This is a genomic window from Bacteroidota bacterium (assembly GCA_023957335.1).
GTDB lineage: Bacteria > Bacteroidota > Bacteroidia > NS11-12g > UBA955 > JALOAG01.
In genome coordinates, this window is sequence record JAMLHC010000001.1 from 575,212 (window position 1) to 601,386 (window position 26,175).

31 protein-coding genes and 5 tRNA genes are annotated in these 26,175 nt (G+C 38.0%); 7 read left to right on the forward strand and 29 right to left on the reverse strand.

The window, feature by feature from the left end:
* Positions 1-26: 26 nt before the first annotated feature.
* The 19 genes from rpoB to M9892_02455 form a co-directional block, all read right to left on the reverse strand.
* Positions 27-3,839, reverse strand: a complete 3,813-nt coding sequence (gene rpoB, locus M9892_02365; protein ID MCO5253197.1) for a DNA-directed RNA polymerase subunit beta — start codon at positions 3,837-3,839, stop codon at positions 27-29.
* A gap of 97 nt (positions 3,840-3,936) precedes the next feature.
* The gene (gene rplL, locus M9892_02370; GenBank protein ID MCO5253198.1) at positions 3,937-4,317 is read right to left on the reverse strand and encodes a 50S ribosomal protein L7/L12; all 381 of its coding nucleotides are present in this window, start codon (positions 4,315-4,317) and stop codon (positions 3,937-3,939) included.
* 26 nt (positions 4,318-4,343) lie between these two features.
* On the reverse strand, positions 4,344-4,865 hold the full coding sequence (rplJ, locus tag M9892_02375; GenBank protein ID MCO5253199.1) for a 50S ribosomal protein L10: 522 nt from the start codon (positions 4,863-4,865) through the stop codon (positions 4,344-4,346).
* Positions 4,866-4,868: 3 nt separating this feature from the next.
* Positions 4,869-5,564, reverse strand: coding sequence for a 50S ribosomal protein L1 (gene rplA / locus M9892_02380; protein MCO5253200.1), 696 nt, complete (start codon positions 5,562-5,564; stop codon positions 4,869-4,871).
* Positions 5,565-5,582: 18 nt separating this feature from the next.
* Positions 5,583-6,023, reverse strand: coding sequence for a 50S ribosomal protein L11 (gene rplK, locus M9892_02385; protein ID MCO5253201.1), 441 nt, complete (start codon positions 6,021-6,023; stop codon positions 5,583-5,585).
* Positions 6,024-6,047: 24 nt separating this feature from the next.
* Complete coding sequence (gene nusG, locus M9892_02390) at positions 6,048-6,587, reverse strand: transcription termination/antitermination protein NusG (protein ID MCO5253202.1); 540 nt, start codon at positions 6,585-6,587, stop codon at positions 6,048-6,050.
* A gap of 21 nt (positions 6,588-6,608) precedes the next feature.
* A complete protein-coding gene (secE, locus tag M9892_02395) occupies positions 6,609-6,806 on the reverse strand; it encodes a preprotein translocase subunit SecE (protein MCO5253203.1) in 198 nt (65 codons plus the stop codon).
* 16 nt (positions 6,807-6,822) lie between these two features.
* Positions 6,823-6,893 (reverse strand) — tRNA-Trp (locus M9892_02400).
* Between the two features lie 27 nt (positions 6,894-6,920).
* A complete protein-coding gene (gene tuf, locus M9892_02405; protein ID MCO5253204.1) occupies positions 6,921-8,108 on the reverse strand; it encodes an elongation factor Tu in 1,188 nt (395 codons plus the stop codon).
* Between the two features lie 118 nt (positions 8,109-8,226).
* Positions 8,227-8,298, reverse strand: a tRNA-Thr gene (locus M9892_02410).
* 19 nt (positions 8,299-8,317) lie between these two features.
* Positions 8,318-8,390: transfer RNA gene (locus M9892_02415), tRNA-Gly, on the reverse strand.
* A 44-nt stretch (positions 8,391-8,434) separates the two neighbouring features.
* A tRNA-Tyr gene (locus tag M9892_02420) sits at positions 8,435-8,520 on the reverse strand.
* Positions 8,521-8,541: 21 nt separating this feature from the next.
* A tRNA-Thr gene (locus M9892_02425) sits at positions 8,542-8,614 on the reverse strand.
* Between the two features lie 114 nt (positions 8,615-8,728).
* Complete coding sequence (gene raiA, locus M9892_02430) at positions 8,729-9,022, reverse strand: ribosome-associated translation inhibitor RaiA (GenBank protein ID MCO5253205.1); 294 nt, start codon at positions 9,020-9,022, stop codon at positions 8,729-8,731.
* Between the two features lie 111 nt (positions 9,023-9,133).
* The gene (locus tag M9892_02435) at positions 9,134-10,045 is read right to left on the reverse strand and encodes a tyrosine-type recombinase/integrase (GenBank protein ID MCO5253206.1); all 912 of its coding nucleotides are present in this window, start codon (positions 10,043-10,045) and stop codon (positions 9,134-9,136) included.
* Between the two features lie 265 nt (positions 10,046-10,310).
* A complete protein-coding gene (gene uvrA / locus M9892_02440) occupies positions 10,311-13,139 on the reverse strand; it encodes an excinuclease ABC subunit UvrA (GenBank protein MCO5253207.1) in 2,829 nt (942 codons plus the stop codon).
* Positions 13,139-14,176: an RluA family pseudouridine synthase gene (locus M9892_02445; protein ID MCO5253208.1), complete on the reverse strand. Its 1,038-nt coding sequence runs from the start codon at positions 14,174-14,176 to the stop codon at positions 13,139-13,141. Before M9892_02445 ends, uvrA begins: the two co-directional genes overlap by 1 nt.
* 78 nt (positions 14,177-14,254) lie before the next feature.
* The gene (locus M9892_02450; GenBank protein MCO5253209.1) at positions 14,255-14,737 is read right to left on the reverse strand and encodes a hypothetical protein; all 483 of its coding nucleotides are present in this window, start codon (positions 14,735-14,737) and stop codon (positions 14,255-14,257) included.
* 164 nt (positions 14,738-14,901) lie between these two features.
* On the reverse strand, positions 14,902-15,633 hold the full coding sequence (locus tag M9892_02455; protein ID MCO5253210.1) for a polyprenol monophosphomannose synthase: 732 nt from the start codon (positions 15,631-15,633) through the stop codon (positions 14,902-14,904).
* 58 nt (positions 15,634-15,691) lie between these two features.
* Here M9892_02455 and M9892_02460 point away from each other — a divergent pair, with 58 nt between their 5' ends.
* Entirely contained in the window at positions 15,692-16,174 is a 483-nt protein-coding gene (locus tag M9892_02460) for an HAD family hydrolase (protein ID MCO5253211.1), read from the forward strand.
* A 39-nt stretch (positions 16,175-16,213) separates the two neighbouring features.
* On the opposite strand, the gene trxA is transcribed toward M9892_02460, so the two are convergent.
* The 10 genes from trxA to M9892_02510 all read right to left on the reverse strand — a co-directional run bounded on the left by trxA (position 16,214) and on the right by M9892_02510 (position 22,151).
* Positions 16,214-16,507, reverse strand: coding sequence for a thioredoxin (gene trxA, locus M9892_02465; GenBank protein MCO5253212.1), 294 nt, complete (start codon positions 16,505-16,507; stop codon positions 16,214-16,216).
* The gene (locus M9892_02470) at positions 16,485-16,706 is read right to left on the reverse strand and encodes a DUF6132 family protein (GenBank protein ID MCO5253213.1); all 222 of its coding nucleotides are present in this window, start codon (positions 16,704-16,706) and stop codon (positions 16,485-16,487) included. The genes trxA and M9892_02470 overlap by 23 nt, the downstream gene beginning before the upstream one ends.
* The gene (locus tag M9892_02475; GenBank protein MCO5253214.1) at positions 16,703-17,317 is read right to left on the reverse strand and encodes a DUF3365 domain-containing protein; all 615 of its coding nucleotides are present in this window, start codon (positions 17,315-17,317) and stop codon (positions 16,703-16,705) included. Before M9892_02475 ends, M9892_02470 begins: the two co-directional genes overlap by 4 nt.
* Positions 17,314-17,571 (reverse strand): hypothetical protein, encoded by a 258-nt coding sequence (locus M9892_02480; GenBank protein ID MCO5253215.1) that lies wholly within the window; start codon positions 17,569-17,571, stop codon positions 17,314-17,316. The genes M9892_02475 and M9892_02480 overlap by 4 nt, the downstream gene beginning before the upstream one ends.
* A 27-nt stretch (positions 17,572-17,598) precedes the next feature.
* Positions 17,599-18,204 (reverse strand): class I SAM-dependent methyltransferase, encoded by a 606-nt coding sequence (locus M9892_02485; GenBank protein MCO5253216.1) that lies wholly within the window; start codon positions 18,202-18,204, stop codon positions 17,599-17,601.
* Complete coding sequence (locus tag M9892_02490; protein MCO5253217.1) at positions 18,205-18,825, reverse strand: class I SAM-dependent methyltransferase; 621 nt, start codon at positions 18,823-18,825, stop codon at positions 18,205-18,207.
* Positions 18,825-19,154, reverse strand: a complete 330-nt coding sequence (locus M9892_02495; GenBank protein ID MCO5253218.1) for a rhodanese-like domain-containing protein — start codon at positions 19,152-19,154, stop codon at positions 18,825-18,827. Before M9892_02495 ends, M9892_02490 begins: the two co-directional genes overlap by 1 nt.
* 4 nt (positions 19,155-19,158) lie before the next feature.
* A complete protein-coding gene (locus M9892_02500) occupies positions 19,159-19,383 on the reverse strand; it encodes a DUF2892 domain-containing protein (GenBank protein MCO5253219.1) in 225 nt (74 codons plus the stop codon).
* An 11-nt stretch (positions 19,384-19,394) separates the two neighbouring features.
* On the reverse strand, positions 19,395-19,781 hold the full coding sequence (locus M9892_02505; GenBank protein MCO5253220.1) for a DUF302 domain-containing protein: 387 nt from the start codon (positions 19,779-19,781) through the stop codon (positions 19,395-19,397).
* A 117-nt stretch (positions 19,782-19,898) separates the two neighbouring features.
* The gene (locus tag M9892_02510; GenBank protein MCO5253221.1) at positions 19,899-22,151 is read right to left on the reverse strand and encodes a T9SS type A sorting domain-containing protein; all 2,253 of its coding nucleotides are present in this window, start codon (positions 22,149-22,151) and stop codon (positions 19,899-19,901) included.
* 142 nt (positions 22,152-22,293) lie between these two features.
* Between M9892_02510 and M9892_02515 the strand changes: the two genes are divergently transcribed.
* The 6 genes from M9892_02515 (at position 22,294) to M9892_02540 (ending at position 26,145) form a co-directional block, all read left to right on the forward strand.
* Positions 22,294-22,809, forward strand: coding sequence for a DUF2480 family protein (locus tag M9892_02515; GenBank protein MCO5253222.1), 516 nt, complete (start codon positions 22,294-22,296; stop codon positions 22,807-22,809).
* A 137-nt stretch (positions 22,810-22,946) separates the two neighbouring features.
* A complete protein-coding gene (locus tag M9892_02520) occupies positions 22,947-23,552 on the forward strand; it encodes an isocitrate lyase/phosphoenolpyruvate mutase family protein (protein ID MCO5253223.1) in 606 nt (201 codons plus the stop codon).
* An 18-nt stretch (positions 23,553-23,570) separates the two neighbouring features.
* On the forward strand, positions 23,571-23,732 hold the full coding sequence (locus M9892_02525; GenBank protein ID MCO5253224.1) for a hypothetical protein: 162 nt from the start codon (positions 23,571-23,573) through the stop codon (positions 23,730-23,732).
* 102 nt (positions 23,733-23,834) lie between these two features.
* Positions 23,835-24,482: a GTP cyclohydrolase I FolE gene (folE, locus tag M9892_02530; protein MCO5253225.1), complete on the forward strand. Its 648-nt coding sequence runs from the start codon at positions 23,835-23,837 to the stop codon at positions 24,480-24,482.
* Positions 24,483-24,488: 6 nt separating this feature from the next.
* The gene (locus M9892_02535) at positions 24,489-25,157 is read left to right on the forward strand and encodes a flavodoxin reductase (GenBank protein MCO5253226.1); all 669 of its coding nucleotides are present in this window, start codon (positions 24,489-24,491) and stop codon (positions 25,155-25,157) included.
* Between the two features lie 109 nt (positions 25,158-25,266).
* A complete protein-coding gene (locus tag M9892_02540; protein MCO5253227.1) occupies positions 25,267-26,145 on the forward strand; it encodes an alpha/beta hydrolase in 879 nt (292 codons plus the stop codon).
* Positions 26,146-26,175: the final 30 nt, after the last annotated feature.

Here is a 26,175-nt window from a genome sequence, read left to right on the forward strand (position 1 = left end):
TTTCTTTTCTAATTAAATTTGGATAATTACTCAAATGACATCTCAAGTCCTAAGCCTCTTAACTCATGTAACAACACATTGAATGATTCAGGAATTCCATTCATCACAATAGGATCTCCTTTGACAATAGATTCGTAAGCTTTGGCTCTTCCCACAATGTCATCAGATTTGATGGTAAGAATTTCACGCAAGATGTTAGACGCCCCGAAAGCTTCAAGTGCCCAAACTTCCATCTCACCAAATCGCTGACCTCCAAACTGTGCTTTACCGCCCAGAGGTTGTTGTGTAATAAGTGAGTATGGTCCAATAGAACGCGCGTGCATTTTATCGTCAATCATGTGACCCAATTTGAGCATATATATTACGCCTACAGTCGTTTTTTGGTCAAACAATTCTCCGGTCAAACCGTTGTATAAGTTAACCGAACCATATTCCGGCAGTCCTGCTTTTTGGATATACTCTTGTACTTCTTCTTCTGAGGCACCGTCAAAAATCGGGGTAGCAAATTTTACGCCTAATTCAATACCTGCCCATCCTAAGATGGTTTCATAAATTTGTCCGAGATTCATCCTTGAAGGCACACCTAATGGATTAAGAACTATATCAACCGGTGTCCCGTCTTCCAAGAAAGGCATATCTTCTTCAGGAACAATTTTCGCAACAATACCTTTATTTCCGTGACGACCTGCCATTTTATCCCCTACTTTGAGTTTTCTTTTGGTAGCGACATAAACCTTAGCCATCTTCAGAATTCCGGTTGGGAGTTCATCTCCAACAGTAATTGCAAAATATTCTCTTCTGTATTCTGCATAGAATTCATTCTTGGCGTTTTTGTAGTTAACTAATATTTTTCTGACAAGGTCATTCTTTTCAGCATCAGTAGTCCAACCATCAAAGTTAACGGTATCATAGTCAATAGAAGCTAAGGCTTTTTGAGAAAACTTAGTTCCTTTAGGAATCACATATTCATTCAATGAACTCTTAATTCCTTGTGAGGTTTTACCATTCACTATTTTAAAGAGTTTTTGAATTAATTGTTCTCTGATTTTTGATACATTTCTTTCATAATCAGTTTCCAATTTCGTAATTCTGGTTTTCTCTTCAGTTTTGATACCTTTTGCTTTTTTAGAGCGTACAAAAAGCTGTTTGTTAATTACATAACCATTGGTTGAAGGTGGTGCTTTCAATGAAGCATCTTTTACATCACCAGCTTTGTCTCCAAAGATAGCTCTGAGCAATTTTTCTTCTGGGCTAGGTTCTGACTCTCCTTTGGGTGTGATTTTACCAATCAAAATATCTCCCTCTTTCACTTCTGCACCAATTCTGATTAAACCATTTTCATCAAGGTTTTTGGTGGCTTCTTCGCTCACATTAGGAATATCGTTGGTCAACTCTTCCTCGCCTCTTTTGGTATCTCTCACTTCTACTTCAAATTCAAACACATGAAGCGAAGTAAACCAGTCATCCTTAACCACTTTTTCTGAGATTACAATAGCATCCTCAAAATTGTATCCCTGCCATGGCATGAAAGCCACTTTAAGGTTTCTGCCCAAAGCAAGCTCTCCTCCATTGGTTGCATATCCTTCACACAAAACTTCACCTGCTTTTACCTTTTGTCCCTTTTTAACAATGGGGCGGAGGTTAATACAAGTATTTTGGTTGGTTCTTCTGAATTTGGTTATAGGATATGACACAACATTACCTGAGAAACTTGCTAATTCATCATCCTCAGAGAAGTTATATTTAATTCTAATGGTATTTCCATCCACGTATTCAACCACTCCATTGTGTTCTGCCACAACCAATGCTCTTGAATCATGTGCTACCTTACCTTCCAATCCAGTTCCTACAACAGGAGCTTGTGGTCTCATCAGAGGTACAGCTTGGCGTTGCATGTTAGAACCCATCAGTGCGCGGTTTGCATCATTATGTTCTAAAAATGGAATCAATGATGCTGCAATAGACACAATCTGATTGGGGGCAACATCCATACAATCAATTTTGTCCGGCTCTACAATTGGAAAATCACCCTCAAATCTAGCTTTAACAGCATTGGAAGCAAAGGTTCCATCTGCATTTAACTCTGCATTTGCTTGTGCAATGGTTTTGTTATCTTCGTCTTCTGCGCTGAGATAAATGACATTGCTTGATGCATCTACTTTTCCATCAACCACATTTCTGTATGGAGTTTCGATAAATCCCATACTATTAATTTTTGCGTAAACACACAAAGATGAAATCAATCCTATATTGGGTCCCTCGGGAGTTTCAATGGTGCAAAGACGACCATAATGTGTGTAATGAACGTCCCTAACCTCAAATCCTGCCCTCTCTCTTGACAATCCACCTGGTCCCAAAGCCGACAATCTGCGTTTATTGGTTAATTCAGCCAAGGGATTGGTTTGATCCATAAACTGAGAAAGTTGATTTGTTCCAAAGAAGGAATTAATAACCGAAGACAATGTTCTTGCATTAATCAAGTCAGTAGGTGTAAACACCTCATTGTCTCTAATATTCATTTTTTCGCGAATGGTTCTTGACATTCTTGCCAATCCCACTCCGAACTGTTGATACAACTGCTCACCAACGGTTCTGACCCTTCTGTTACTCAAGTGGTCAATATCATCCACATCTGCTCTGGAGTTACTCAATTCAATCAGATAGTTTATAATACTGATAATATCTTCTTTGGTCAAAACCTTGGTTTCCATCGGAATATCAAGATTTAATTTTCTATTAATTCTATATCTACCCACATCTCCCAAGTCATATCGCTTGTCAGAGAAGAAAAGACGCTCAATAATACCACGGGCAGTCTCTTCATCTGGCGGTTCTGTGTTTCTTAATTGTCTGTAAATATGTTCAACCGCTTCTTTACCTGAATTAGATGTATCTTTTTGAAGGGTATTGTAGATGATTGCATAATCATTCTTTAAATCGGTGTTTTTGTTTAGAATAATTGCTTTTGCTCCGGATTCAAGAATTTCGTTAATATGTGTATTTTCTAAAATTGTATCCCTTTCCAAAACAACCTCATTTCGTTCAATTGAAACAACCTCACCGGTATCTTCATCAACAAAATCTTCAATCCAGGTTCTTAAAACACGTGCGGCTAATTTTCTGCCAATATATTTTTTCAACCCTGTTTTTGTAACCTTCACTTCCTCAGCTAAGCCAAAGATATTCAGAATATCTTTATCAGACTCATAACCGATAGCCCTCAACAATGTAGTAACAGGGAATTTTTTCTTTCTATCAATATACGCAAACATGACGTTATTTACGTCTGTTGCAAATTCAATCCAAGAACCTTTAAAAGGAATGATTCTGGCTGAATATAATTTTGTACCATTAGTATGATACGATTGTCCAAAGAACACACCCGGTGAACGATGCAGTTGAGACACAATAACTCTTTCAGCACCATTAATAATAAAAGTTCCTTGTGGTGTCATATAAGGGATAGTACCCAAATACACATCCTGCACAATGGTTTCAAAATCTTCATGATCTTCGTCATTACAGAAGAGTTTCAATTTAGCTTTCAAAGGCACTGCATAAGTTAGCCCTCTATCAATGCACTCGAATATTGAATATCTTGGCGGATCCACGAAGTAATCCAAAAACTCAAGAGTGAAAATATTTCTTGTATCACTAATTGGAAAGTTCTCAACAAATACTTTGTACAAGCCTTCGTTGGTTTTTTTATCAGATTGAGTATCAAGCTGAAAAAACTCTTTAAAAGATTTTAATTGGATTTCAAGAAAATCAGGGTAGTCAATAACCCTTTCTGTCTTAGAGAAATTTATTCTCTTATTGGTTTCTAGTATAGTTGCCAAGTTGTATTAATTTTAATTATTAATTAGTAAAATGCACAAAGCAGCCCCCTTTTAAGAGGGCTACTTAGATAAGTCTTTAATGGTAAAGTAGTAACTACTACTTAATTTCAACCTCTGCACCGGCTTCTTCTAATTTTGCCTTAAGTGCATCAGCTTCTTCTTTAGAAACCTTTTCCTTAACAGGTTTTGGAGCTGCATCTACTAAATCTTTAGCTTCTTTCAAGCCAAGTCCGGTTAAGTCTTTAACAACTTTAACTACACCTAATTTAGCAGCGCCTGCTGATTTAAGGATAACATCGAATTCGGTTTTAGCTGCTGCTGCGTCTGCTGCTCCACCTGCTACTGCGGGTGCTGCTACTGCTACTGCTGCTGCTGCCGGCTCAATGCCATAGTCGCTTTTCAAAATATCGGACAATTCCTTTACTTCTTTTACTGTAAGGTTGACCAATTGTTCTGCAATTTGTTTTAAATCTGCCATGATTTTGATTTTTTGATTTTAATTAATTAATTTTCTTTGTTTGATAGTGTTTGTAAGATTCCGGTAATGTTCTGACTGCTGGAGTTGATTGCAGATAGAACATTCATAACGGGAGATTGTAGGAGTGAAATGATGTCAGCCAACATATCTTCTTTAGACTTCAATGATGCTAACGCACTTAATTGGTTGTCACCAATATAGATTGCGGAATCAATAAATGCACCTTTGAGTTTTGGAGTTTCTTTTGCGCCTCTGAAGCCTTTGATAGCAACAGCCGGTGCTTTAAGGTTTACACTCACCATAATGGCTGATGAACCTTTTAAAGTGTCTGGAAGCTCTCCAAAATCCTTGGATGAATTTTTCATTGCGAGTTTAATCAGAGTATTTTTGGCCACTCTCATTGTTACTCCATTTTTAAACAATTCCCTTCTTAAACTGTTTGTGTCTGCAGCAGTCATGCCGGTTGCGTCTGTGATGTAAACAAACGAGTTGTTTTCAAAGATTTCCTGCAATTCTGCAACAATCACATTTTTTTCTGTCTTTTTCATCTCTTATATTCCTGGAATTGATTTAACATCCACATTTACCCCCGGGCTCATAGTACTGGAAAGGTAAATGCTTTTAAAATAGATCCCCTTTGCAGAAGATGGCTTAAGCTTTTGTAAAGTTTGGATTAACTCGGCTGTATTCTCTGACAATTTGTTAGCATCAAAAGACACTTTACCAACGGAAGCATGAATAATACCGGATTTATCAACTTTGAAGTCAATTTTACCTGCTTTTACCTCTCCTACTGCCTTGCCAATGTCAGTTGTAACAGTTCCTGACTTTGGATTTGGCATTAAGTTTCTGGGACCTAATATCTTACCAAGTCTTCCCAACTTGGCCATTACAGCGGGCATAGTGATAATAATATCAATATCTAGCCAGCCGTTTTGAATCTTTTCTATATAATCATCTAAACCCACATGGTCAGCACCTGCATCTTTTGCTTCTTGTTCTTTATCAGGTGTACAAAGAACCAAAACTCGTACGGTTTTGCCAGTTCCATGCGGAAGTGTTGCAACACCTCTCACCATTTGGTTACTCTGGCGAGGATCAACACCAAGTCTTACATCAACATCAACTGAGGCATCAAACTTTGTGGTCGTTATATTTTTAACAACCTGTGTAGCTTCTGCTAAGGAATAAGACTTTCCTTGCTCATATTTTGCTAATGCTGCTTTTCTATTTTTAGTTAGTTTCATCTCTTCGTTGTTTATAAATTATGCCCAGGGAGCTTGTCCTTTAACTTCAATACCCATACTTCTTGCTGTTCCGGCAACCATACGCATAGCGGACTCTACTTCGAAACAATTCAAATCCGGCATTTTTGCTTCTGCAATCTGACGTACTTGTTCCCATGAAACTTCAGCTACTTTTTTTCTGTTAGGCTCAGCAGAACCGCCTTTTACTTTTGTAACTTCAAGTAATTGAGCTACTACAGGTGGGGTTTTGATGATAAAATCAAAAGATTTATCTGAATACAATGTGAGTACCACAGGTAATACTTTACCCATTTTATCTTGAGTTCTAGCATTGAATTGCTTACAAAACTCCATAATATTTACTCCTTTAGAACCTAATGCCGGACCAATAGGTGGAGCAGGATTGGCTTGTCCTCCTTTTACTTGTAATTTTAAATATCCGGTTATTTCCTTTGCCATATCTGGTTTTTTACAAAATATTAATTATTCTTTTTCAACTTGTCCATAGTTAAGCTCTAAGGGGGTTTTTCTTCCAAAAATCTTAACCATTACTTTTAATTTTTTCTTTTCTTCGTTTGCTTCTTCTATCACTCCACTAAATCCGCTAAACGGACCATCAATCACTTTAACATGTTCTCCCACTATAAATGGTTCAACTCTTTCCTCACTGTTCTCGGATATTTCATCAACATTACCTAAGATTCTGTTTACTTCACCTTGTCTGAGAGGAACCGGTAAATCATTTGCACCCAAAAAACCTACGACACCATTCACTGATTTAATAGTCGGAGCAACTTCTCCCATTAAGTTTGCGTGTATAAGAATATATCCAGGAAAAAAGCTTCTATCCTTGGCGATTTTCTTGCCATTTTTAATTTGATAAACCTTCTCCATAGGAATCAAAATTTGCTGAACATACTTGCTTAACTTAGCATGTTCCAATTCAGATTCAATATACTTAGCAATCTTTTTTTCTTGACCGCTAATTGCTCTTACTACATACCAGCTAAATTCTTCTGTCATAATTTTTGAATTCATTAATGTTTAGCCAAAAATTCCATATATAAACTGAAGAATAAAACCAAGAACAATATCTGCCAGATATACGAGCGCAGCTATAATAATAGAAGCAACAAGTACAATCATGGAAGCCTGTCTAAGTTCGTCCCATGTAGGCCAAGTTACTTTATTGAGCAACTCGTCAACAATCAGATTCCAATAATTCTTTATTCTCTCTAACATGTCCTTTTATATCTTGCACGGGTGCCTGGATTCGAACCAAGATCAACGGTTTTGGAGACCGCGATTCTACCATTGAACTACACCCGTTTTGTGCCTTAAATAATGATTTAAACCTTATTCGATAATGTCAGTTACCTGACCGGCACCGATAGTTCTACCACCTTCACGAATTGCAAATCTCAAACCTTTTTCCATTGCAATCGGAGCGATAAGATCTACAGTGATGGTAACATTATCACCCGGCATAACCATTTCAGTTCCATCAGGAAGTTTTACTTCACCTGTAACGTCAGTAGTTCTGAAATAGAATTGAGGTCTGTATTTATTAAAGAAAGGAGTGTGACGACCACCTTCTTCTTTTGTCAATACATAAATCTCAGCTTTGAACTTGTGGTGAGGTGTAACAGAACCTGGTTTACAAATAACCATTCCTCTTTTAATATCAGTTTTTTCAATACCTCTAAGAAGAATACCTGCGTTGTCACCTGCTTCACCTCTGTCAAGAAGTTTTCTAAACATTTCAACTCCGGTACAAGTTGAAGAAAGTTTCTCAGTACCCATTCCAATGATATCCACTGCATCACCTACGTTGATAACACCTCTTTCAATTCTTCCTGTTGCAACAGTTCCACGACCTGTGATTGAAAAAATGTCTTCAATCGGCATAAGGAAAGGTTGGTCAACAAGACGAGCAGGAATAGGAATCCACTCATCTACTGCTTTCATTAGGTCAAGGATAGATTGAGACCATTTTGGGTCACCATTCAATCCACCCAAAGCAGAACCTCTGATAATAGGAGTGTTGTCACCATCAAAACTATAGAAATTTAACAAATCGCGAATTTCCATTTCTACTAAATCTAACAATTCTGGATCATCCACCATATCGCATTTGTTCATAAATACAACCAATTTAGGAACACCTACCTGACGAGCAAGAAGGATGTGTTCACGAGTTTGAGGCATTGGTCCGTCAGTAGCAGCTACCACAAGGATAGCACCGTCCATCTGAGCCGCACCTGTAACCATGTTCTTTACATAGTCAGCGTGACCCGGACAGTCAACGTGAGCGTAGTGACGTGTTTGGGTTTGATATTCAACGTGTGAAGTGTTAATAGTAATACCTCTTTCTTTTTCTTCCGGTGCATTATCAATAGAGTCGTAAGAACGTGCTTCAGAGAATCCTGCATTAGCCAGAACTGTAGTAATTGCCGCGGTCAAAGTAGTTTTACCGTGGTCAACGTGTCCAATAGTACCGATGTTTACGTGTGCTTTGGAGCGGTCAAATTTTTCTTTTGCCATGATGTTATTTTTAGTTTATTATAATTTAAAAATCAATTTTGCTTTTTTAAAACTAAACAATTACGGTCTTCTTTTTCACATCTAATTCCACCTTGCTTTGCTATCACCTTAAGGTATGAGCCGTTGGTGAGAATTGAACTCACGACCTCTTCCTTACCAAGGAAGTGCTCTACCACTGAGCTACAACGGCTTACGTGGTGGTTTAAGCGAGCGGGAGACGAGGCTCGAACCCGCGACCTACAGCTTGGAAGGCTGTCGCTCTACCAACTGAGCTACTCCCGCTTTTTTCCGCATCTTGTTTAGAAAGAACGTTACTGTTTAATATTTGGTGGGAAGAGCAGGATTCGAACCTGCGAAGACATAAGTCAACAGATTTACAGTCTGTCCTCGTTGGCCACTTGAGTATCTTCCCGCTTTTCTACTTACTATATTGAGCCACTTGTCGGGATCGAACCAACGACCTACTGATTACAAATCAGTTGCTCTACCAGCTGAGCTAAAGTGGCTTAATATTTATATCAAAAAACAGTCCTTTCTTTAAAGGGTTTTATGCCTTTTCAGAAAGGACTGCAAAAGTAGATTCTTTTTTTAATTGTGCAAAAAAAACTGTGAATTATTTTTTAGGCTTGTTTTGCCTTGTATTTCTGCACTTGTGTGCGAAGCTTTTCTTCCACTTTATCAACAGCAGATTCAAAACTTTGACTCACTTCGGATACAAAGAGGGTTTGGTTCGACACATTCGCTTTGACCTCTATTGACTTATTTTCTTTACTGTCCGTATTGATGACCTTGAGATACACAATCATATTGACGATTCCGTCATAATAGGTACCCATTTTGCTAAGTTTTTTTGAAATGTAAGCAAGTAATTTTTGATCTGCTTTGAAGTTTACATACTGAAAATCGATTGTCATAACGTTAATTTTTAGGTGATTGATTGAATAATAAAGCGGTTATCTTCTGCTTTTGTCTGCTACGAAAATAATACCATTTTTTTTGATTTCCAAATCAAATCATAGACATATTTACTCATTCTTATAAAGAGGATGTGTCAATCGATGAATGTTTTTTAGCCGCTCCATACTGTTATGTGTATATATTTGAGTTGCCGATAAATTGGCATGTCCTAATAATTCTTTGATAGCATTCAAATCTGCACCTTCATCAAGTAAATGCGTAGCAAAGGTGTGTCTCAACACATGTGGACTTCTGTGCTCTTGTGTGGATACCTCTTTTATCATATCGGTAATGACATTATAAAGCCACCTGTGATAGATTTTCTTCCCATTTTCAAAAACAAAAAATAAATCCTGGATGGGTACATGCTCACGCATTGGTATATAATATTCTTGCAAAACAACTGCGAGTTCTTCGGTCATCGGAATGATTCGCTCTTTGTTGCCTTTCCCCAACACTTTGATTTGTTTTTGTGAGAAATCAAGATTCGCATATTTCAAATTGAGCAACTCCGCAGCTCGAACTCCGGTATGATATATAAAAAACAAAGTGGTACTTGCCAAAACTCGTCTATAATCACCCGATTTCAGTTCTTGTTCAAAACCTTGTTCCAACAAATTAAACAGTTTTTGTTTTTCCACAACAACCGGTAACCTCTTTGGCTTTTTGAGTGATTTAAGATTGACTGCGGGGTTGCGTGCTGACAAGTCATTTTTGACCATAAATTTATAAAAACTTCGACAAACTGTCAGTTTTCTATTAATACTACTCGGGACAAAATTTTTATGATTTAATGTTGCCAACCATGTTCTCAATATTGGATGACTAACTTGTTCTACACGAGTTATGTCATATTCTGTATGTAAAAATTCGCTTAATTGATGAAGGTCGTTGCGATAGGAAATAAGTGTGTGAGCAGAATACCTTTTCTCCTGTTTCAGATACCTGAAAAATATATCCAACGCCTTACTAAACTCCATGAAACAAAAGAAGCGTTTATCTTCCTGACAGGTAACGAAAGTTGTAAACGCTGTATTGCCTTGTCTTGTAAATAGTGGACAATTGGGAGTTGGTAAATATCTCAAATAGTAATCCTACTTTTTTTCTATTGCGATTGCTCCATCATTTGAAATCCAATCATATTCCTTTTCCATTGAAGCTCCGTCATAAAAAAGAATATTGTATTTTCCATTAATACCAAAACCGTTTTCGATTTTGATTTTACCAATATTCCTGCACGCAAACTCACTTTACCAACTCTCTTGCCAAAAACTTTGCTGTGTAACCAACATTCGCCTTCACAATCTCTTGCGGAGTACCCGTACATAATACTTCTCCCCCTTTATGCCCCCCTTCGGGACCCATATCAATAATATAGTCTGCTACTTTGATTACATCTAAATTGTGTTCAATTACTACAACCGTATTCCCTTTATCTACAAGTTTATTTAACACATCTAATAGCATTCTTACATCTTCAAAATGCAAGCCTGTTGTAGGTTCGTCTAATATATAAAAGGTGGAACCGGTATCTTTTTTTGATAACTCTTCCGACAACTTCACTCTTTGCGCTTCGCCTCCGGACAAAGTTGTAGAAGATTGACCGAGTTTTACATAACCTAAGCCCACGTCTTTGAGTACTGTGAGTTTGCGCTGTATTAATGGAATATTTTCAAAAAAAGGTTCTGCATCGGCTATACTCATGTTGAGCACATCTGATATGGATTTGCCTTTATAGCGAACTTCCAATGTTTCTCTGTTATAACGCTTGCCGTTGCATGTAGAGCAAAGCACTTCCACATCCGGCAAGAAGTTCATTTCAATGACTTTGTGCCCGCCTCCTCTACATTCTTCACATCTGCCTCCTTTGACATTGAAAGAGAATCTACCGGGTTTGTAACCTCTGATTTTAGCTTCAGGCATTTCGGCAAAGAGGTTTCGGATTTCAGTAAACAGTCCGGTATAAGTTGCGGGATTTGAACGCGGAGTCCTGCCAATAGGGTCTTGGTCTATGCGTATCACTTTATCAATGTCATTTTCTCCTTTTGCTGATTTGTATGGAAGCGGTTTTTTTCTGCTGCCATATTTAGCTTTTGCCAAAATAGGATAGAGTGTTTCATTCACCAGTGAGGATTTTCCACTACCTGAAACACCTGTTACACAAATAAATACTCCTAATGGGAAATCAACATCAACTTGTTTAAGATTATGCCCTGAACATCCTTTGAGCTTAATCCATTTGCCTGACAATTTTCTATGCCTCTTGGGCGTTTCGATCTGTTTTCGACCACTTAAATAATCTGCCGTAATTGAATTTTGTTTTGCAAAATCAAGTGGACTACCCGCTGCCACGACATGTCCGCCTTGTATGCCTGCTTTGGGTCCAATATCCACAATATAATCAGCCTCACTAATCATTTCAGCATCATGTTCCACTACAATCACAGAATTGCCAACATCTCGCAAGTCTTTAAGCGATTGAATAAGTTTCATGTTATCTCTCGGATGCAATCCTATGCTCGGTTCGTCAAGGATATATAGGACATTGACAAGTTTTGACCCTATCTGTGTAGCAAGCCTGATTCGCTGTGCCTCTCCTCCGCTCAGTGTAGATGCCGGACTATTCAATGTCAAATAGTCCAAGCCTACTCCCATCAAAAAACTCATGCGTTCTCTGATTTCTTTGAGTATTTCGGTAGCAATTTCTTTTTGTCTTTCATTCAATTTGGCATCAACCTTTTTCATCCAATCATTCAGTTCTCCAATGGTCATTTCGGCTAATTCAGCAATATTTTTATCTGCTATTTTATACCATAAAGCCTCTTCTTTCAGCCTTGTGCCATTACAAGCAGGGCAGTCAACGGGGTGCATAAACTCCTCTGCCCACTCCATCAAGGCTTCACTACGGTTTTCATAAAATTGTTCTTCTATTGTAGGAATTACACCTTTGAAATGGGTAAACACCTCGATTTTTCGTCCCTCATAGTTTTCATAGGTTACCTTAAACTCTTCATCTGTACCGTGCATGACAATATCCATAATCTCGGGACTTAGTTTACTTACCGGGTCTGCAAGACTAAATCCGAATTTTTTGCTTAATCCTTTTAGTTGTGCAGATACATAATTACCTTTGATTTCTCCCAGTGGAATAATAGCGCCCCTCATGATGGATTTGGAAGTATCGGGAATGATAGATTCAATACCAATTTCATGAATGATACCGATTCCGTTGCAACGAGGACACGCACCATAGGGAGAATTAAACGAAAAAGTATTGGGTTGAGGCTCATCATAAGACAGTCCTGTTTCGGGGTCAATCAGGTTTTTGCTGTAATAAAACACCTTTCCGGTATTCATTTCTATTACCACCAATGATCCTTTACCAAGCTTAAAACTCAATTTGAGGCTGTCTCTCAAACGGGTTTTGTTTTTATCGGTCGGTTCAAGTCTGTCCACAATCAGTTCAATATCATGAACTTTGTATCGGTCGAGTTTCATTCCGCGACTGATTTCAAAAACCTCACTATCTATTCTAACCTTGCTATAGCCTTGTTTATGCAAACTTTCAAACAACTCTCTGTAATGACCTTTTCTTGCTTTGACAAGAGGGGCGAGCAACTGTATTTGTTTGCCTGCAAACGTTTCTATCAGAAGTCCCAGCACTTGTTCTTCGCTATAACGCACCATTTTTTTACCGGTTTTATAGGAATATGCCTCACCCGCTCTTGCATAGAGTAAACGGAGAAAATCGTAAATCTCTGTAATCGTCCCCACCGTAGAACGCGGGTTTTTGCTGACTGTCTTTTGTTCAATCGCAACCACAGGACTCAAACCCTCAATTTTATCTACATCCGGACGTTCCATCCCTCCAATGAATTGACGTGCATAAGAGGAGAAAGTCTCCATATATCTGCGCTGCCCTTCGGCAAAAATGGTATCAAATGCGAGCGAAGATTTGCCACTCCCGCTCAATCCCGTAAAAACCACAAGTTTCCCTGCAGGAATCTTTAAGTCAATGTTTTTCAGGTTATGTTCTCTTGCACCAAATATTTCAATTTCTTTTGAAAATGCCATTATTCCTCCATCTTATTACTGTTTACATATCGTCTGAGTTTTTCTAATACCGTTTTGAAATCTTCAGGAAAATCTGCTTCAAAATATATTCTTTTCTTGGTTTTGGGGTGTTCAAACCCTAATGAATAGGCATGCAAAGCCTGTCGTGGCAGGATAGAAAAACAATTATTAATAAACTGATTAAATTTACCAAAAGACATCCCTTTCAGAATCACATTACCGCCATACATTTCATCGTTAAAAATAGGGTGCCCAATGTATTTCATGTGTGCCCTGATTTGGTGAGTCCTACCGGTCTCGAGTGTACATTTAATCAATGTTACAAAATGAAATCGTTCCACCACCTCATAGTGAGTAATTGCGTGTTTGCCTTGTTCCTCATCTGTTGTAACTACTGAACGCCTTCTGTCTTTTGGGTCGCGCATTAGGTTACCTACAATTGTTCCATTGTCTTGTTTCACATCTCCCCACACAAGTGCATAATAATTGCGGTCTATGCTATGGTCAAAAAACTGTTTTGCCAAATAGTTGAGTGCGTATTCGGTTTTGGCAATTACCAGCAGCCCACTTGTATCCTTGTCTATCCTATGTACCAGACCCGGTCTTGTTATATCATCTCGATGGGGCAAATGTTCAAAATGATGCACCAAGCCATGTACTAATGTTCCAGTATAATTATTATACCCCGGATGCACAACCATTCCCGCAGGTTTATTGATTATCAACAGTTCATCATCTTCATAGACTATAGTTAAGTCCATCTTTTCAGGATGAATCTCTGTGTCACGTGGCGGCTCGGGCAGCACCACCGAAATCACATCATTTGGCTTGACTTTATAATTGGATTTGACAACATTTGAGTTGACCAAAACACTACCGGCTTCAATTCCTTTTTGGACTTTGGTTCGGGTTGCATTTGGAATCCTATGAGTCAGAAAAACATCAATTCTGATGGGATTTTGACCAGGGTCCACTTGGATACTAAAATGTTCGTATAAATCCCTATCTTCGGACAGGCTCTCCTGCTCCTCATTCATAGGTGCAAAGGTAACTAATCTGCACAAAATATATAAGTGAGAGGATAAAGCAAGCTTCTGCCTAATCCGTCACTCTGTTTACTTTACTTTATCAAAATAAATATCTCCATCCACGCCAAAACTTTCAATATTGGCTTTGAGGACTAATTGCGTTTTTGAAATTGACACAATTTCAGCCGTATCTGTGAGAAAAATAACATCAATAAACATCCGATCCTTACCCACCATCATCCATGCGCCTTGCTGAGTTTGTGCATCAGCATCATTACATTTGGTTTCTCCTTCATCAATCAACAACAAATCGTCTGCTTGAAACTGATAAGTATTGTCTTTTTGACAAGGTTGAAAAATGGGTAGTATGGATGAGTTCCAAACATCAATCCCTTGGGACATTACTTTGGTAACTTTCCAAGTATTTGACATCACAAGTTCTTTGTTGGTAGGTGGTTTAGGCTCTTCTTTCTTGTCTTCATCTTTTTTATCTTTCTTGCAAGAAGTAATAAAAATAGCGCTGAGCGCAAATACGGATATTAAAAGAGTACTTAATATTGTCTTTTTCATAAGGCAAATATAAGAATGTTTATTACAGTTGCACTGAATATGATTTTAACAAAATGAATCACAAGTATCATGCAGATTTGGAATTATAAATCTGCAATATATACCTTGTATATAGCTATAAATTATTAGACAGAATGAGCTTATCAACCAAATTTGACAAGTTTTTACTTAAATGCTTTGTTGCCAATCATGGCTTTCCAACGAAGCTCAATCACACCAAAGAAAGCTTCTTTGAAAATCCCCATACTCATTTTAGATTGACCTCGTTTACGGTCTGTAAAAATGATGGACACTTCTTCAATCTTAAAGCCTTTGCGCCAAGCCTTGTATTTCATTTCTATTTGAAAAGCATAGCCTTTGAACTTAATCAGGTTAAGATTGATTTTTTCCAATACAATTCTTTTATAAGCAACAAAACCTGCTGTTGCGTCATTGATTGGGAGTCCTGTAATAAACTTTACATATCGAGAGGCATAATAGGACATGATGACCCTTTTGATACCCCAATTAACCACATTCACTCCGGTTTTGTACCTACTGCCCACTGCCACATCTGCACCTTCATCAAGTGCTTTGAACAATTCAGGTAAGTCGGCTGGGTTATGGCTGAAATCTGCATCCATTTCGGCAATCTGCTCATAACCGTTTTCTAAACACCAAGTAAAACCAGCAACATAAGCCTTTCCAAGTCCTTCCTTCTTTTTTCTATTCAACAAATGGATGCGCCCTTCATGCTGTTTAGCTTTCTGATCTACAAGGGATGCTGTACCATCCGGAGAATTGTCGTCCACCACCAATATATCCATAGGCATAGACAAGTTCATGACTGTATCCAGCATCAGACCTATGTTTTCAATCTCATTGTACGTGGGGATGACTACAATTCTCTTTACCAATGGATTATTTTTTATTGATGCAAATATGAACTTATTTTGGAAACCCAAAAAATAGGTTTTGAATAAAATTATCTTTTTAGACAGGGATGGTGTTTTGAACATCGAAAAGGAACACTATATCAGCAGTGTTGATGATTTTGAAATCAACCCTCTTATCATCCCTTTTCTCAAAAAAGCCATTGAAAAAAACTTCAAATTAGTAGTCATCACCAATCAAGGTGGAATTGCCAAAGGCTTATACACCCATGAAACCTTACATCAAATCCATCACAAGATGCAAAGCGAGTTTTCCGTTCATGGCATCCGGTTTGATGATATTTTCTATTGTCCTCATCACGATGATTTTGGCAAATGCTTATGCAGGAAACCCGCTTCACTCATGATAGAGCGGGCTATTCACAGATACCATGCAGACAAGGCACTCTGTTTTATGATTGGCGACCGCCCACGCGACATTATTGCGGCTGAACAAGCGGGTATCAGAGGTTTTTTGGTTGAGCCTAACAGCAGTCTTGATTTTTTGATGGAAGAATTGAAGTGAAACGCAACAGCATTGCACACTCATTAGCTTCTATTATTCTTACACAAATTGTTTTACAATTCTTTCCAACTCGTGTGCAGGCACCACTCCGGATTGCCTCCATTTCATTTCTCCTTTTTTGAAAACAATCAGAGTCGGAACGCCCTGAATTTGAAGTGCAGCAGCCGCTTGCGGGTTTTTGTCCACATCAATTTTAATGATACTTACGCTGTCTCCCACTTGTTTTTTGAGGTCGTCAAGAATAGGTGCCATCATTTTACAAGGTCCGCACCATTCTGCGGAAAAGTCAACAAGTACGGGCTTATTCTGATTAATGATTTCTTGGAATGTCATGTTTGGTTTTGTTTTCTTTTTTGAACATAGAAAAAGCGAGTCCCCCCATCAAAGCACCATAAGCAGTACTATTCAACGGTTTTGAAGTAATTGCACAGGTGCCCGATTCGCATCCCACAAAGTGCCAATAGAGGAATCCTGCAATGGCTCCTACACAAACGCCAATGATTACGAGTAAGTTATTTTTGACAAAATTCATAGTGTTGTATTTAGTTTTATTTTCCAAAGCCCTCTCAACTCTCCCATCTTATAACCGGTGGCTTTGTCATTTGGGTATTTTGCTTGTATTACATCATAGGTTTCTTTGTTAATGTCTTGTCCGACCACACCGTGACAGGAAAGACAAGTAGGCATTCCTATAGGTATTGCTTTGAAGTAATAGGTTTCATTGTTTTCTTGTATAATTATATGTTTGTCCGGCAAACTTGCATCTGACATCATTAGGACAATTTCATTCCAAGCAGTCTTGTCCATATTACTATTGAGTCCGTTGTTAGGGTTTCTGTTTAAATTGCTAACGCGACTAATTTGAGCCAAAAACATGTCGGAAGCAGAATCCGTAAGCGATACAGCACGTGTATTACAAAAGTCAACTGCGCCTGCTACACCTTTTTCTTTGATGGCATTGGCAACATTGGCAAGTAAAATCTGCTGGGTTTGTTTTGCCATCTCGTCACCTATTGCCAGAAATTTGGCTGTGTCTAAAATAGCATGTGCAGTCTTGACTTCGGTTGTTTCTGCAACTTCTGAACGATTGCTGCTGCACGCAACAAATGAAGCCATAACTATTATGCCAAAGATTTTTTTCATTTTATTTCTTCAAAAGTAATTGTTTCTTTTTTGTCTTGTGGAGTCTGTGTGTTACTTGTATTACAACAGGATTTTGTGCCTGCACAACCCATTTTAAAAACCCCCATACTGAAAAGTGCAATTCCCATGATGGCAACAAACCAATCATGAATCTGAACCGCTTGCACAACCATCATGACACCCATCACCAGATAAAGAATCCGCATTAAATTCCAGCCTTTGAGTAGGTCTTTCAATTTATTTTCAATTTTCATATTCATGCAAAGTTAATGATAATATTATTATTTCTTGCGAGCCAGCATGCTTACGATGACTGATTGTCCTTGCAATACACGACCTTCATTCATTTGGATGATTTTTTCGGATATTTCTATCATTTCAAAATCTGCAAAATCTTTCTTCAACATTTCCAAATCATAGTAAAGCTCATGTGTGCTTGTATGGGCATCCTCTCCCAAACTTTTTCCATTTCCAAAACCTTGCAGTATCAACCAGCCTCCGCGCTTGAGGTATGAACTTAATTGTTTGTGTAAAGTACTTCTTTTCTCCGGCTCAAAATGCGCAAAAATTAAAGCCAACACATCAAACGACTCCGACTCATAATCAAGTTGCGCTATATCACCTACATGATAATCAATCTCAAGTCCTGCTTTTTGTGCCAAGGTATCTGCTTTATGTTTTGCCACTACGCTGAGGTCAAAGGCTGATACACTCCAACCATTTTGAGCAGCAAAGACTGCATTCCTGCCTTCTCCTTCTGCCGCAAACAAGATTTTTCCTGCCGGTATTTCCACTAATTTGTCTTTCAGAAACAGATTGGGGCTTTCACCAAACAGAAATACGTCAGGACTGTAAAGTTTATCCCAATATTCCCGATTGAACATCATCTAGTTCTTAATTGCAAATACCCTTACAAGGTTTGATTTTCCTTTGTGATAATCTCCTTCGTTCAGGTTGTCCACGACTTCGGCAATTTCCACAAACTTAAAGCCTTCAAAATCTGTTTTAAGTTCATTGATATCAAAGAGCATATCCACATCTTTTGGACCTCCTGCATGGGGGTTAACTGCTTGGTTGGCAATATGTTTTTTATCAAAACCTTCCAAAATGAGACAACCGCCTTTTTTCACAAAACTTGTTAAAGTCTTATGAAACTTTCTTCGAACAGCAGAAGGGAAATGGGCGAAAACAAGCACGAGCGCATCGAAGGATTCGGCAGGGTACTCGGCATTTTCAATATCTGAAATTTTATAATCAAACTTCACATTGTGCCTTTGAGCTAAGAGTTCTGCTTTCTTTTTTCCTTCTTCACTTTGGTCAAATGCACAAACATCCCAACCTAATGTGGCGGCATACACAGCGTTGCGCCCTTCTCCTTCGCATGGAAACAAGACCTTGCCTGCTTTCATTCCTTTGAGCTTTGATTTGACAAATTCATTGGGAGCCTCACCATACACATAAGCAGTTTGTGCAAATCGCTCATTCCAAAATGCTCTGCTGTTTGCCATTATTTTTCTTGTTCGATTTCGTTCACAATAGCATCAACGCTATACCATGAACCTCCATTATAAATATTAGTAATACCTTGTTGTTCAAGATATCCTTTTGCTTGTGTACATCTGCCACCACTCTGACAGAACAGTACAATATTCTTTTTTCCTTTGAACTTTGACACTTTGCCGGGTATTGTATCCAAAGGAATATTCACTGCACCTTTTACACTTCCGCCTGAAAACTCGCCAGGTGTACGGACATCTACCAAATAGGCTCCGTCTTTGATAACTTCTTTGAGTTGTGCATTGTCTGCACCAAATAATGATTTAAAAATTCCAAACATGGGTTTATTTATTGTTTAATTGTTTATCTGTTTTTTTTCTTGTTGACATACCTGTAATGTGCCAAATCGGACAATAATTCATAAAAGCTGTGAATAGCAACACCAATGACAATACAAGGAAAATGATTCCAACCATACCTGTTACTACATCCATTAAATAAAGTGCATACAGAATAATTGCAATAACAATCCTAATTACTTTGTCCAAGGTTCCAACATTAGCTTTCATAAAAATTTTAATTAAAGATTGTTAATTACGGTTTTTAGTTTTTCACGCACCTGAGTAGCCACTTCGCCAAGGTTATCATTCTTCACTGCCATCATACTTGCCACCGGGTCTATGGCGCTCACCTTGATACTGCCGTCTTCCATTTGTTGCACAACTACATTACATGGCAACATACTGCCGATTTCGTGTTCAACTGACAAGGCTTTGTGTGCAAATTGAGGATTGCATGCACCCAAGATTGTATATCTTCTGAAATCAACGTCTATCTTCTTTTTAAGTGCATCTTTAATATCTATTTCGGTCAAGACACCAAAACCCTCTTTTTTTAGTTCATCGGTAACTTTTGATTTCGCTTCGTCAAAATCCATACCTACGATTTTTGAAAATGTATAGCTCATAATAATTAGTTTGAATGATTAAAATCGGTTGCAAAATTAGTATTTCGAAAACAGTAACTAAGTAACATTGGTTACACTTCAAAAAAACTCTTTAAACGGAAAACAATCTTATTGTGTTCAATTTTCTATCAATACTTTTTCTGCAAATACACCGGATGAAGAACGGATAAGTAAAAAATACAAACCTGCGGGGCGGTGTATGGCATAAGAGGAGGCTCCTTTGCTCACATCAAAACGTTCAAGCATGCGTCCATCAAGGCTATATAATTCAACACTCAGTGAAGGTTCAACATCTGTCAAAAACAGGGTGTTTTCAGCAAAATAATATTGTTTTGAACCGAGTCCATATGGTACACTAAGGGTCAGATTTATCAATTCATTTTGAGATTCACAACCCGAAGCATTTTGAGTTATCACTTTGTAATTTCCGGTTCCCTTGTATAGGAAAACCTGAGTGTTGGAATCCGACAACACATTGTTAAAATACCAATAAATCTTACCACTTGCATCAGTAAACAAGGTATCGTGGACTATGATGAAGAACGGCCTCGGAGGCACCGCAAGCTCTTTGACTCTTAACGTGTCGGAATAGAAAATACAACCCTTGGAATTTTCGAACATAAAACGATATAAGCCACCACCGGTATTAACATTGTAAGTTTTGCCGGTTCCTTGAATCACCATCATACTGTCTTTGAAAAGTGAGTATGTCCCATCCGTACCAGTGCTAACAAAAGTGTTAGTATTATTTGCACAAATGCTGTCAGCCGCATGAATCCCGATAGTTTGATTTGGAATGGTAGAAAATACGGTCATAAAAGAATCATTGATTGTGTATTCATCCTGCACCCCCTCCGGATTAGCAACCTTATAGCTCAGATTGGTAATACCAAAGTCAAGATAATAGTTCCCAAAATCAATGTAAGCACCGGTTTTGCTTGTAATGGGTGTGTTCAAGTTGAAACTTTTTGTAATAGCTCCATCCGTGAAATAGGTTGTGATATCAAAACTGCTTACAGCTTGCGTTCCATTGTTAAAGACATAAAACCGCAAAGCAATATTGCGACAGCTAAAATTGTACTCCAAAAATTCTGTTCTGATACTCAAATCATAGTCAAGACAATTTACACTGGGCTGTAAATCTTGTTTTTCTCCTGTATAAATTCCCAACAATGATTCAAAGTTGGGCATCTCCGAATTAAAGTTTACACCCATGCTAAAATCAGGCAAAGGCTGAGGTGATACACTCACCTGATTTCCAACTATTTCTTCAAAACAATCATGGCTCAGGTCGCTATTGTGTTTGCTGAGCGCAAATCCATTGGATAACAGACTGTAAAAAGTGTCTTCAACTACAAACATTCCCTGAATATCCGCACCTGCATAAGGGAAGAAACTCTTGTGATAAACTTTTCTGACTTGATAGGTACTGCTGTTTATATTCAAAATACAGGCTTCATTCAGGTATTTACCCCCGATTGCCACAGTACTGTCATTGACGTTGAGCACAGAAGTAAAACTGCTAATATCTGCTTGTGCATACTGCACAAAAGATTTGACATCCAATGATGTATCCACTTTTAACAAAGCTGTAGTGGCAGTAGCCACAAAAAAACCATCGTTGTCGGAAATAAAATCAGCAGCCACCGGCAACAGCTCGTCATCGGATAAAATTCCTCCCAAACTATCTCCATCTGAACTGAGCTTATGGATAGATAATTGCTTAGAGAAATTCTGTATCACTACCAGATTATTAGAACTAAGTTCGTGCATAGATAAGACTTTGGAATTAGTTTCACCTCTTGTATCGAGATTAGCATACCACAGCAAATTACCCAAATTATCAATTCTAAAAACCGCGCTTCCCGAAATTCTGTTTCCGAAATTATTCTCACGTTGTCCGCTCAAAATCGAAATTAAATAATCACCATTTTGACAACGAATGATTTTATCTGCAAAGTCATTGCTCAAAGAGTTGAGTTTTCTTGCCCACAATACTTTCCCTCCGGATGTTACCTTTACTGCAATGACTTGTGCATTCTGGTTCGGAAACTCAAATTGACCAATCAAAACAAACGTAGTATCATTTTCCGCAATACCGCCTGCCCCTTGTATTTCCCTGATGGGCAAATCAGGATTGTCAGAATATACAAAGAACTGTGTAGAAGCACCTTGTTGAAAATCTGCATACATCACACCCAGATTAGCAGATGTACCAAATACAAGAAATTTACCATCCATTGTTTTAAAAAGTTGGGTGCTGTTGTCTGCCATAAATCGACTGCCCAGTAAATTGACCGAAGTAAGCGCCTGCCCAAATCCGACTAAGCCTAAGAACATTAACCCTGACACTAATATCAACTTCTTCATGCTTGCATTTATTTGCTACAAATGTAAACTGATTTTGAAAACGATGGAAACTATCATTTAAACGTGATATAAACTCAGAATTTACATCTCACCATGAACAAATAAAGTCAATCAAAACAATCCTTAATTTTATACCTTTGCCATTCCAATGGCAATTGTAAATAAAGTTCAGGCAAGTGGTATTGTTACTCTTGATTTAGAAGCATACTATACTGCCGGAGAACGTGTAGTAATAGACCTGAAAGACAATCTTTTTATGGGTCTTATACTCAAAGAAAAAGATTTCAGGGATTTTATTCATGAGCATGACTGGCTTCAATATACAGACAAATTAGTGGCAATCACCTGCACAGCAGATGCCGTAGTTCCAACTTGGGCATATATGTTGGTCGCAAGTAAATTAACCGGCATAGCTAAAGAAATAGTGTTTGGCAACCTCGACACTCTTGAAACTATATTGCTGCTCAACACCCTGAAAGAAAAAATCAACCCTGCCGAATACCAAGGAGTAAGAATGGTCATCAAAGGTTGCAGTAAGGTTAAAATTACCGAAGCTGCTTATGTACAAATCACTAAGATGTTGATTCCTTTTGTTCAGTCACTGATGTTTGGCGAACCTTGCTCTACTGTGCCGGTTTATAAGAAATCAAAAGCCTGATTGGTCGAAACTTTGCACACGGTTTCATCATTATCTGTTCCTTTGGCACTTTTCATATACTAAAATCACAACATGGACAATTTATTAACTCAAATACAAAAAGCGGACATTTTCGCAATCTTCACCACTCTGGAAAGATGCTCATCCTGCCAAATATTTGGGAACCTCTGGGTGCATTATTATTACAAGAAATCGGTTATCCGGCTGTAGCCACCGCAAGTGCTGCTATGGCTTATACCAATGGCTATTTGGATGGAGAACACATCACATTTGCCGAGTTTTTGTCGCAAGTCAAACAGATTACAGATGCTGTTTCCATTCCTGTTTCGGTTGATTTTGAAAGTGGTTTTGCAGACACTGATGAACAATTGACAAAAAATATAGAAGATTTGATAGATGCTGGTGTCATTGGAATAAATATAGAAGATTCCGACAAGAAGAATCATTCATTACTTGATTTAGAAACCCAAGTTTCAAGAATCAAAACCATTCGCAAAACAGCTCAATCCAAAGGAGTGCATTTATTCATCAATGCTCGAACCGATGTTTATATTTACAAAAAAGAATTAAGCCCTGAACAACGTTTGGCAGAAACTATCCAAAGAGGTTCTGCATACAAAGAAGCCGGTGCAGACTGTTTCTATCCTATTGTAATGAAAGAAGAATTCGATATTCAGGCTACTATAAATGCACTCAAAATGCCCGTGAACATTCTCACACTACTGGGTATTCCTGATTTGTAAACCCTTGAACAAATTGGAGTGGCGAGAGTAAGTCTGGGACCCTCACTACTCAAATATGCAATCAAATCAATGAAGCATTTGGCAGAGAAATTACAACACAAAAACGGGTTGGATGAAATCACCCAAAATCCTATCACTTCTGACTATCTGGAAGGATTGATAAAGCAATCCAAAGCTTAAAAAGATTGATTAAAACAAAAAATAATCAATTTTTTTGTAACCTTTTGCATTGATGTTCACTCTATTGTGGTATATACAACGAATTAAAAACGAAAGACTAACATGCAAGCATTAACCAAAACAGAATTAGACAAACTCAACTTGGAAGCAAGTATATCCCTTGACGAATTTGAGCTGAGTGAAGAAGAAAAGATAGAACAAATTGAATTTCACTTTGCCAAAATTATGAGAGTACTTGGGCTTGACCTTACCGATGAAAGCCTAAAAAACACTCCGTACAGAGTAGCCAAAATGTATGTAAACGAAATTTTTAGTGGATTAAATCCCAAAAACAAACCGGCAATCAGTCAGTTTGAAAACAGCAGTCATTATAAGAGCATGTTGGTAGAGAAAGACATAAGCTTGTTTTCTACTTGCGAACACCATTTTGTGCCCATCATCGGGAAAGCGCACGTTGCTTATATTCCCAATGATCATATTATCGGACTTTCCAAAATCAACCGCATTGTTCAGTTTTATGCAAAAAGACCTCAGGTACAAGAAAAATTGACTAATCAAATAGGAGAAGCAATGAAAGAAATATTGCAAATAGAAGATGTTGCAGTTATGATTGAGGCGGACCATCTTTGTGTACAATCACGCGGAATCAAAGACACCAGTAGTTCTACTACCACTTCATTCTTCTCAGGGCAATTCAAAAATGACGCTACCAAAAACGAATTTTTCAATTATATTCACATTACAAAATAACCCATTATGGCACATTTAGTTAAAATAAAATCTATCGAACCCCTTACACATGATGTAATAAAATTAGTGTTAGAAAAACCCGAGGGAATAACCTTCATACCAGGACAAGCCACAGATATTGCAATCAACAAACCGGGGTTAGAAAACGAATGGCATACATTCACGTTCACTTCTTTGCCCGAAGAAAATTTTTTGGAATTTAATATTAAAACCTATAGCGACCATCAAGGTATAACACATAAATTGCGCTCTTTGAATGCCGGTGACGAAGTTTTTGTGGGCGATGTTTATGGCGATATTCACTACAAAGGAGAAGGTATATTCATTGCCGGAGGTGCCGGTATTACACCTTTTATTGCCATCCTCAAAAATCTTGAGAAAAAAGGACAGTTAGGCAAAAACAAATTAATTTTTGGCAATAAAACACAGCATGATATTATCCAAAAAGCTTTGTTAAGTAAAATGTTGGGCAGTCGCTTTATCAATGTACTTGCGAACGAGCAAGTTTACGGATATGAACACGGGTTCATTGATGCTGAACTTATAAAAAAACATTCTGAAACCGCACTCAAATACTACTATTTGTGCGGTCCACCTCCTATGATGAATGCGGTTGAGAAACACCTTAGCGCTTTGGGTGTGGAGCCTCAATACATTGTGAAAGAAGGTTTTTAGTTTTTCTTGTGCATAGTTTTTTCAGGTCGGCAAAGCCGACCTGCTTGTTTATGCCATACACTTTTGCAATAAAATAAAATACCTTTGCAATAATCAATAGCAATCTCTTATGAGAAAACATCTATTCTTTTTAATTTGTCTGGTTGTCGTCTTCGTTGCCTGCAATACAGACTCGAACAATAAAGGGAAAACAACACAAGTATCCAATCTTGATACGATATTAAGCAATGTGCCTTATGGCAAAGACTCAAAACAATCCATGGATTTATATCTTCCAAAAGGCAGGAGTGCTGACAAAACCAAAGTGATTATTCTCATACACGGAGGGGCTTGGCAAGGAGGAGACAAGAGCGAAATGAATAATTTGGCTCAAATCATCAACAAAAAATGGCCCGAGGCTGCCGTTGCTAATATCAATTATCGTCTAGCGAACGGTGGCAGTGTAATTCACGAACAAATTTCGGAAGATTTGAAATTAGCAGTAAATTATTTGATTGACAGCGGTTCTGTTTATGGGCTTTCGCAAGATATGGCAATGTTGGGAGCCAGTGCAGGAGCGCATTTATCCCTATTGTATGCATACAAATTCAATGCTGACAACCATATTAAAGCGGTAAGTAACATGTTTGGTCCAAGCTATTTTGCAGACTGGTCTTTCTACAATTCTTTCAATTTGTTCTTGGGTGGAAATGTGAAGGAGATTTATAAAAAATACACCGGTCAATATTGGGATTCTGCTTTGTATTACGGGCTAAGTCCTTATCATTTAGTCAATAAAAGCAATTATGTTCCCACTATCACTTTTCACGGAGACATTGATGTAATAGTGCCTTTATATCAAAGTCAGTATTTTGTTCACAAGCTTGATTCTTTGAAACTCAACAACAAATACTTTGAATTCAAAGGGCAAGGACATGGTTTTAATGACGAATACAACAATAAATGTATAGAAGAAACCGTGTCATTTTTTAAAGAAAACATGCAATAAGCCATTTTCTTTTACCAATCTGTGTTAAGA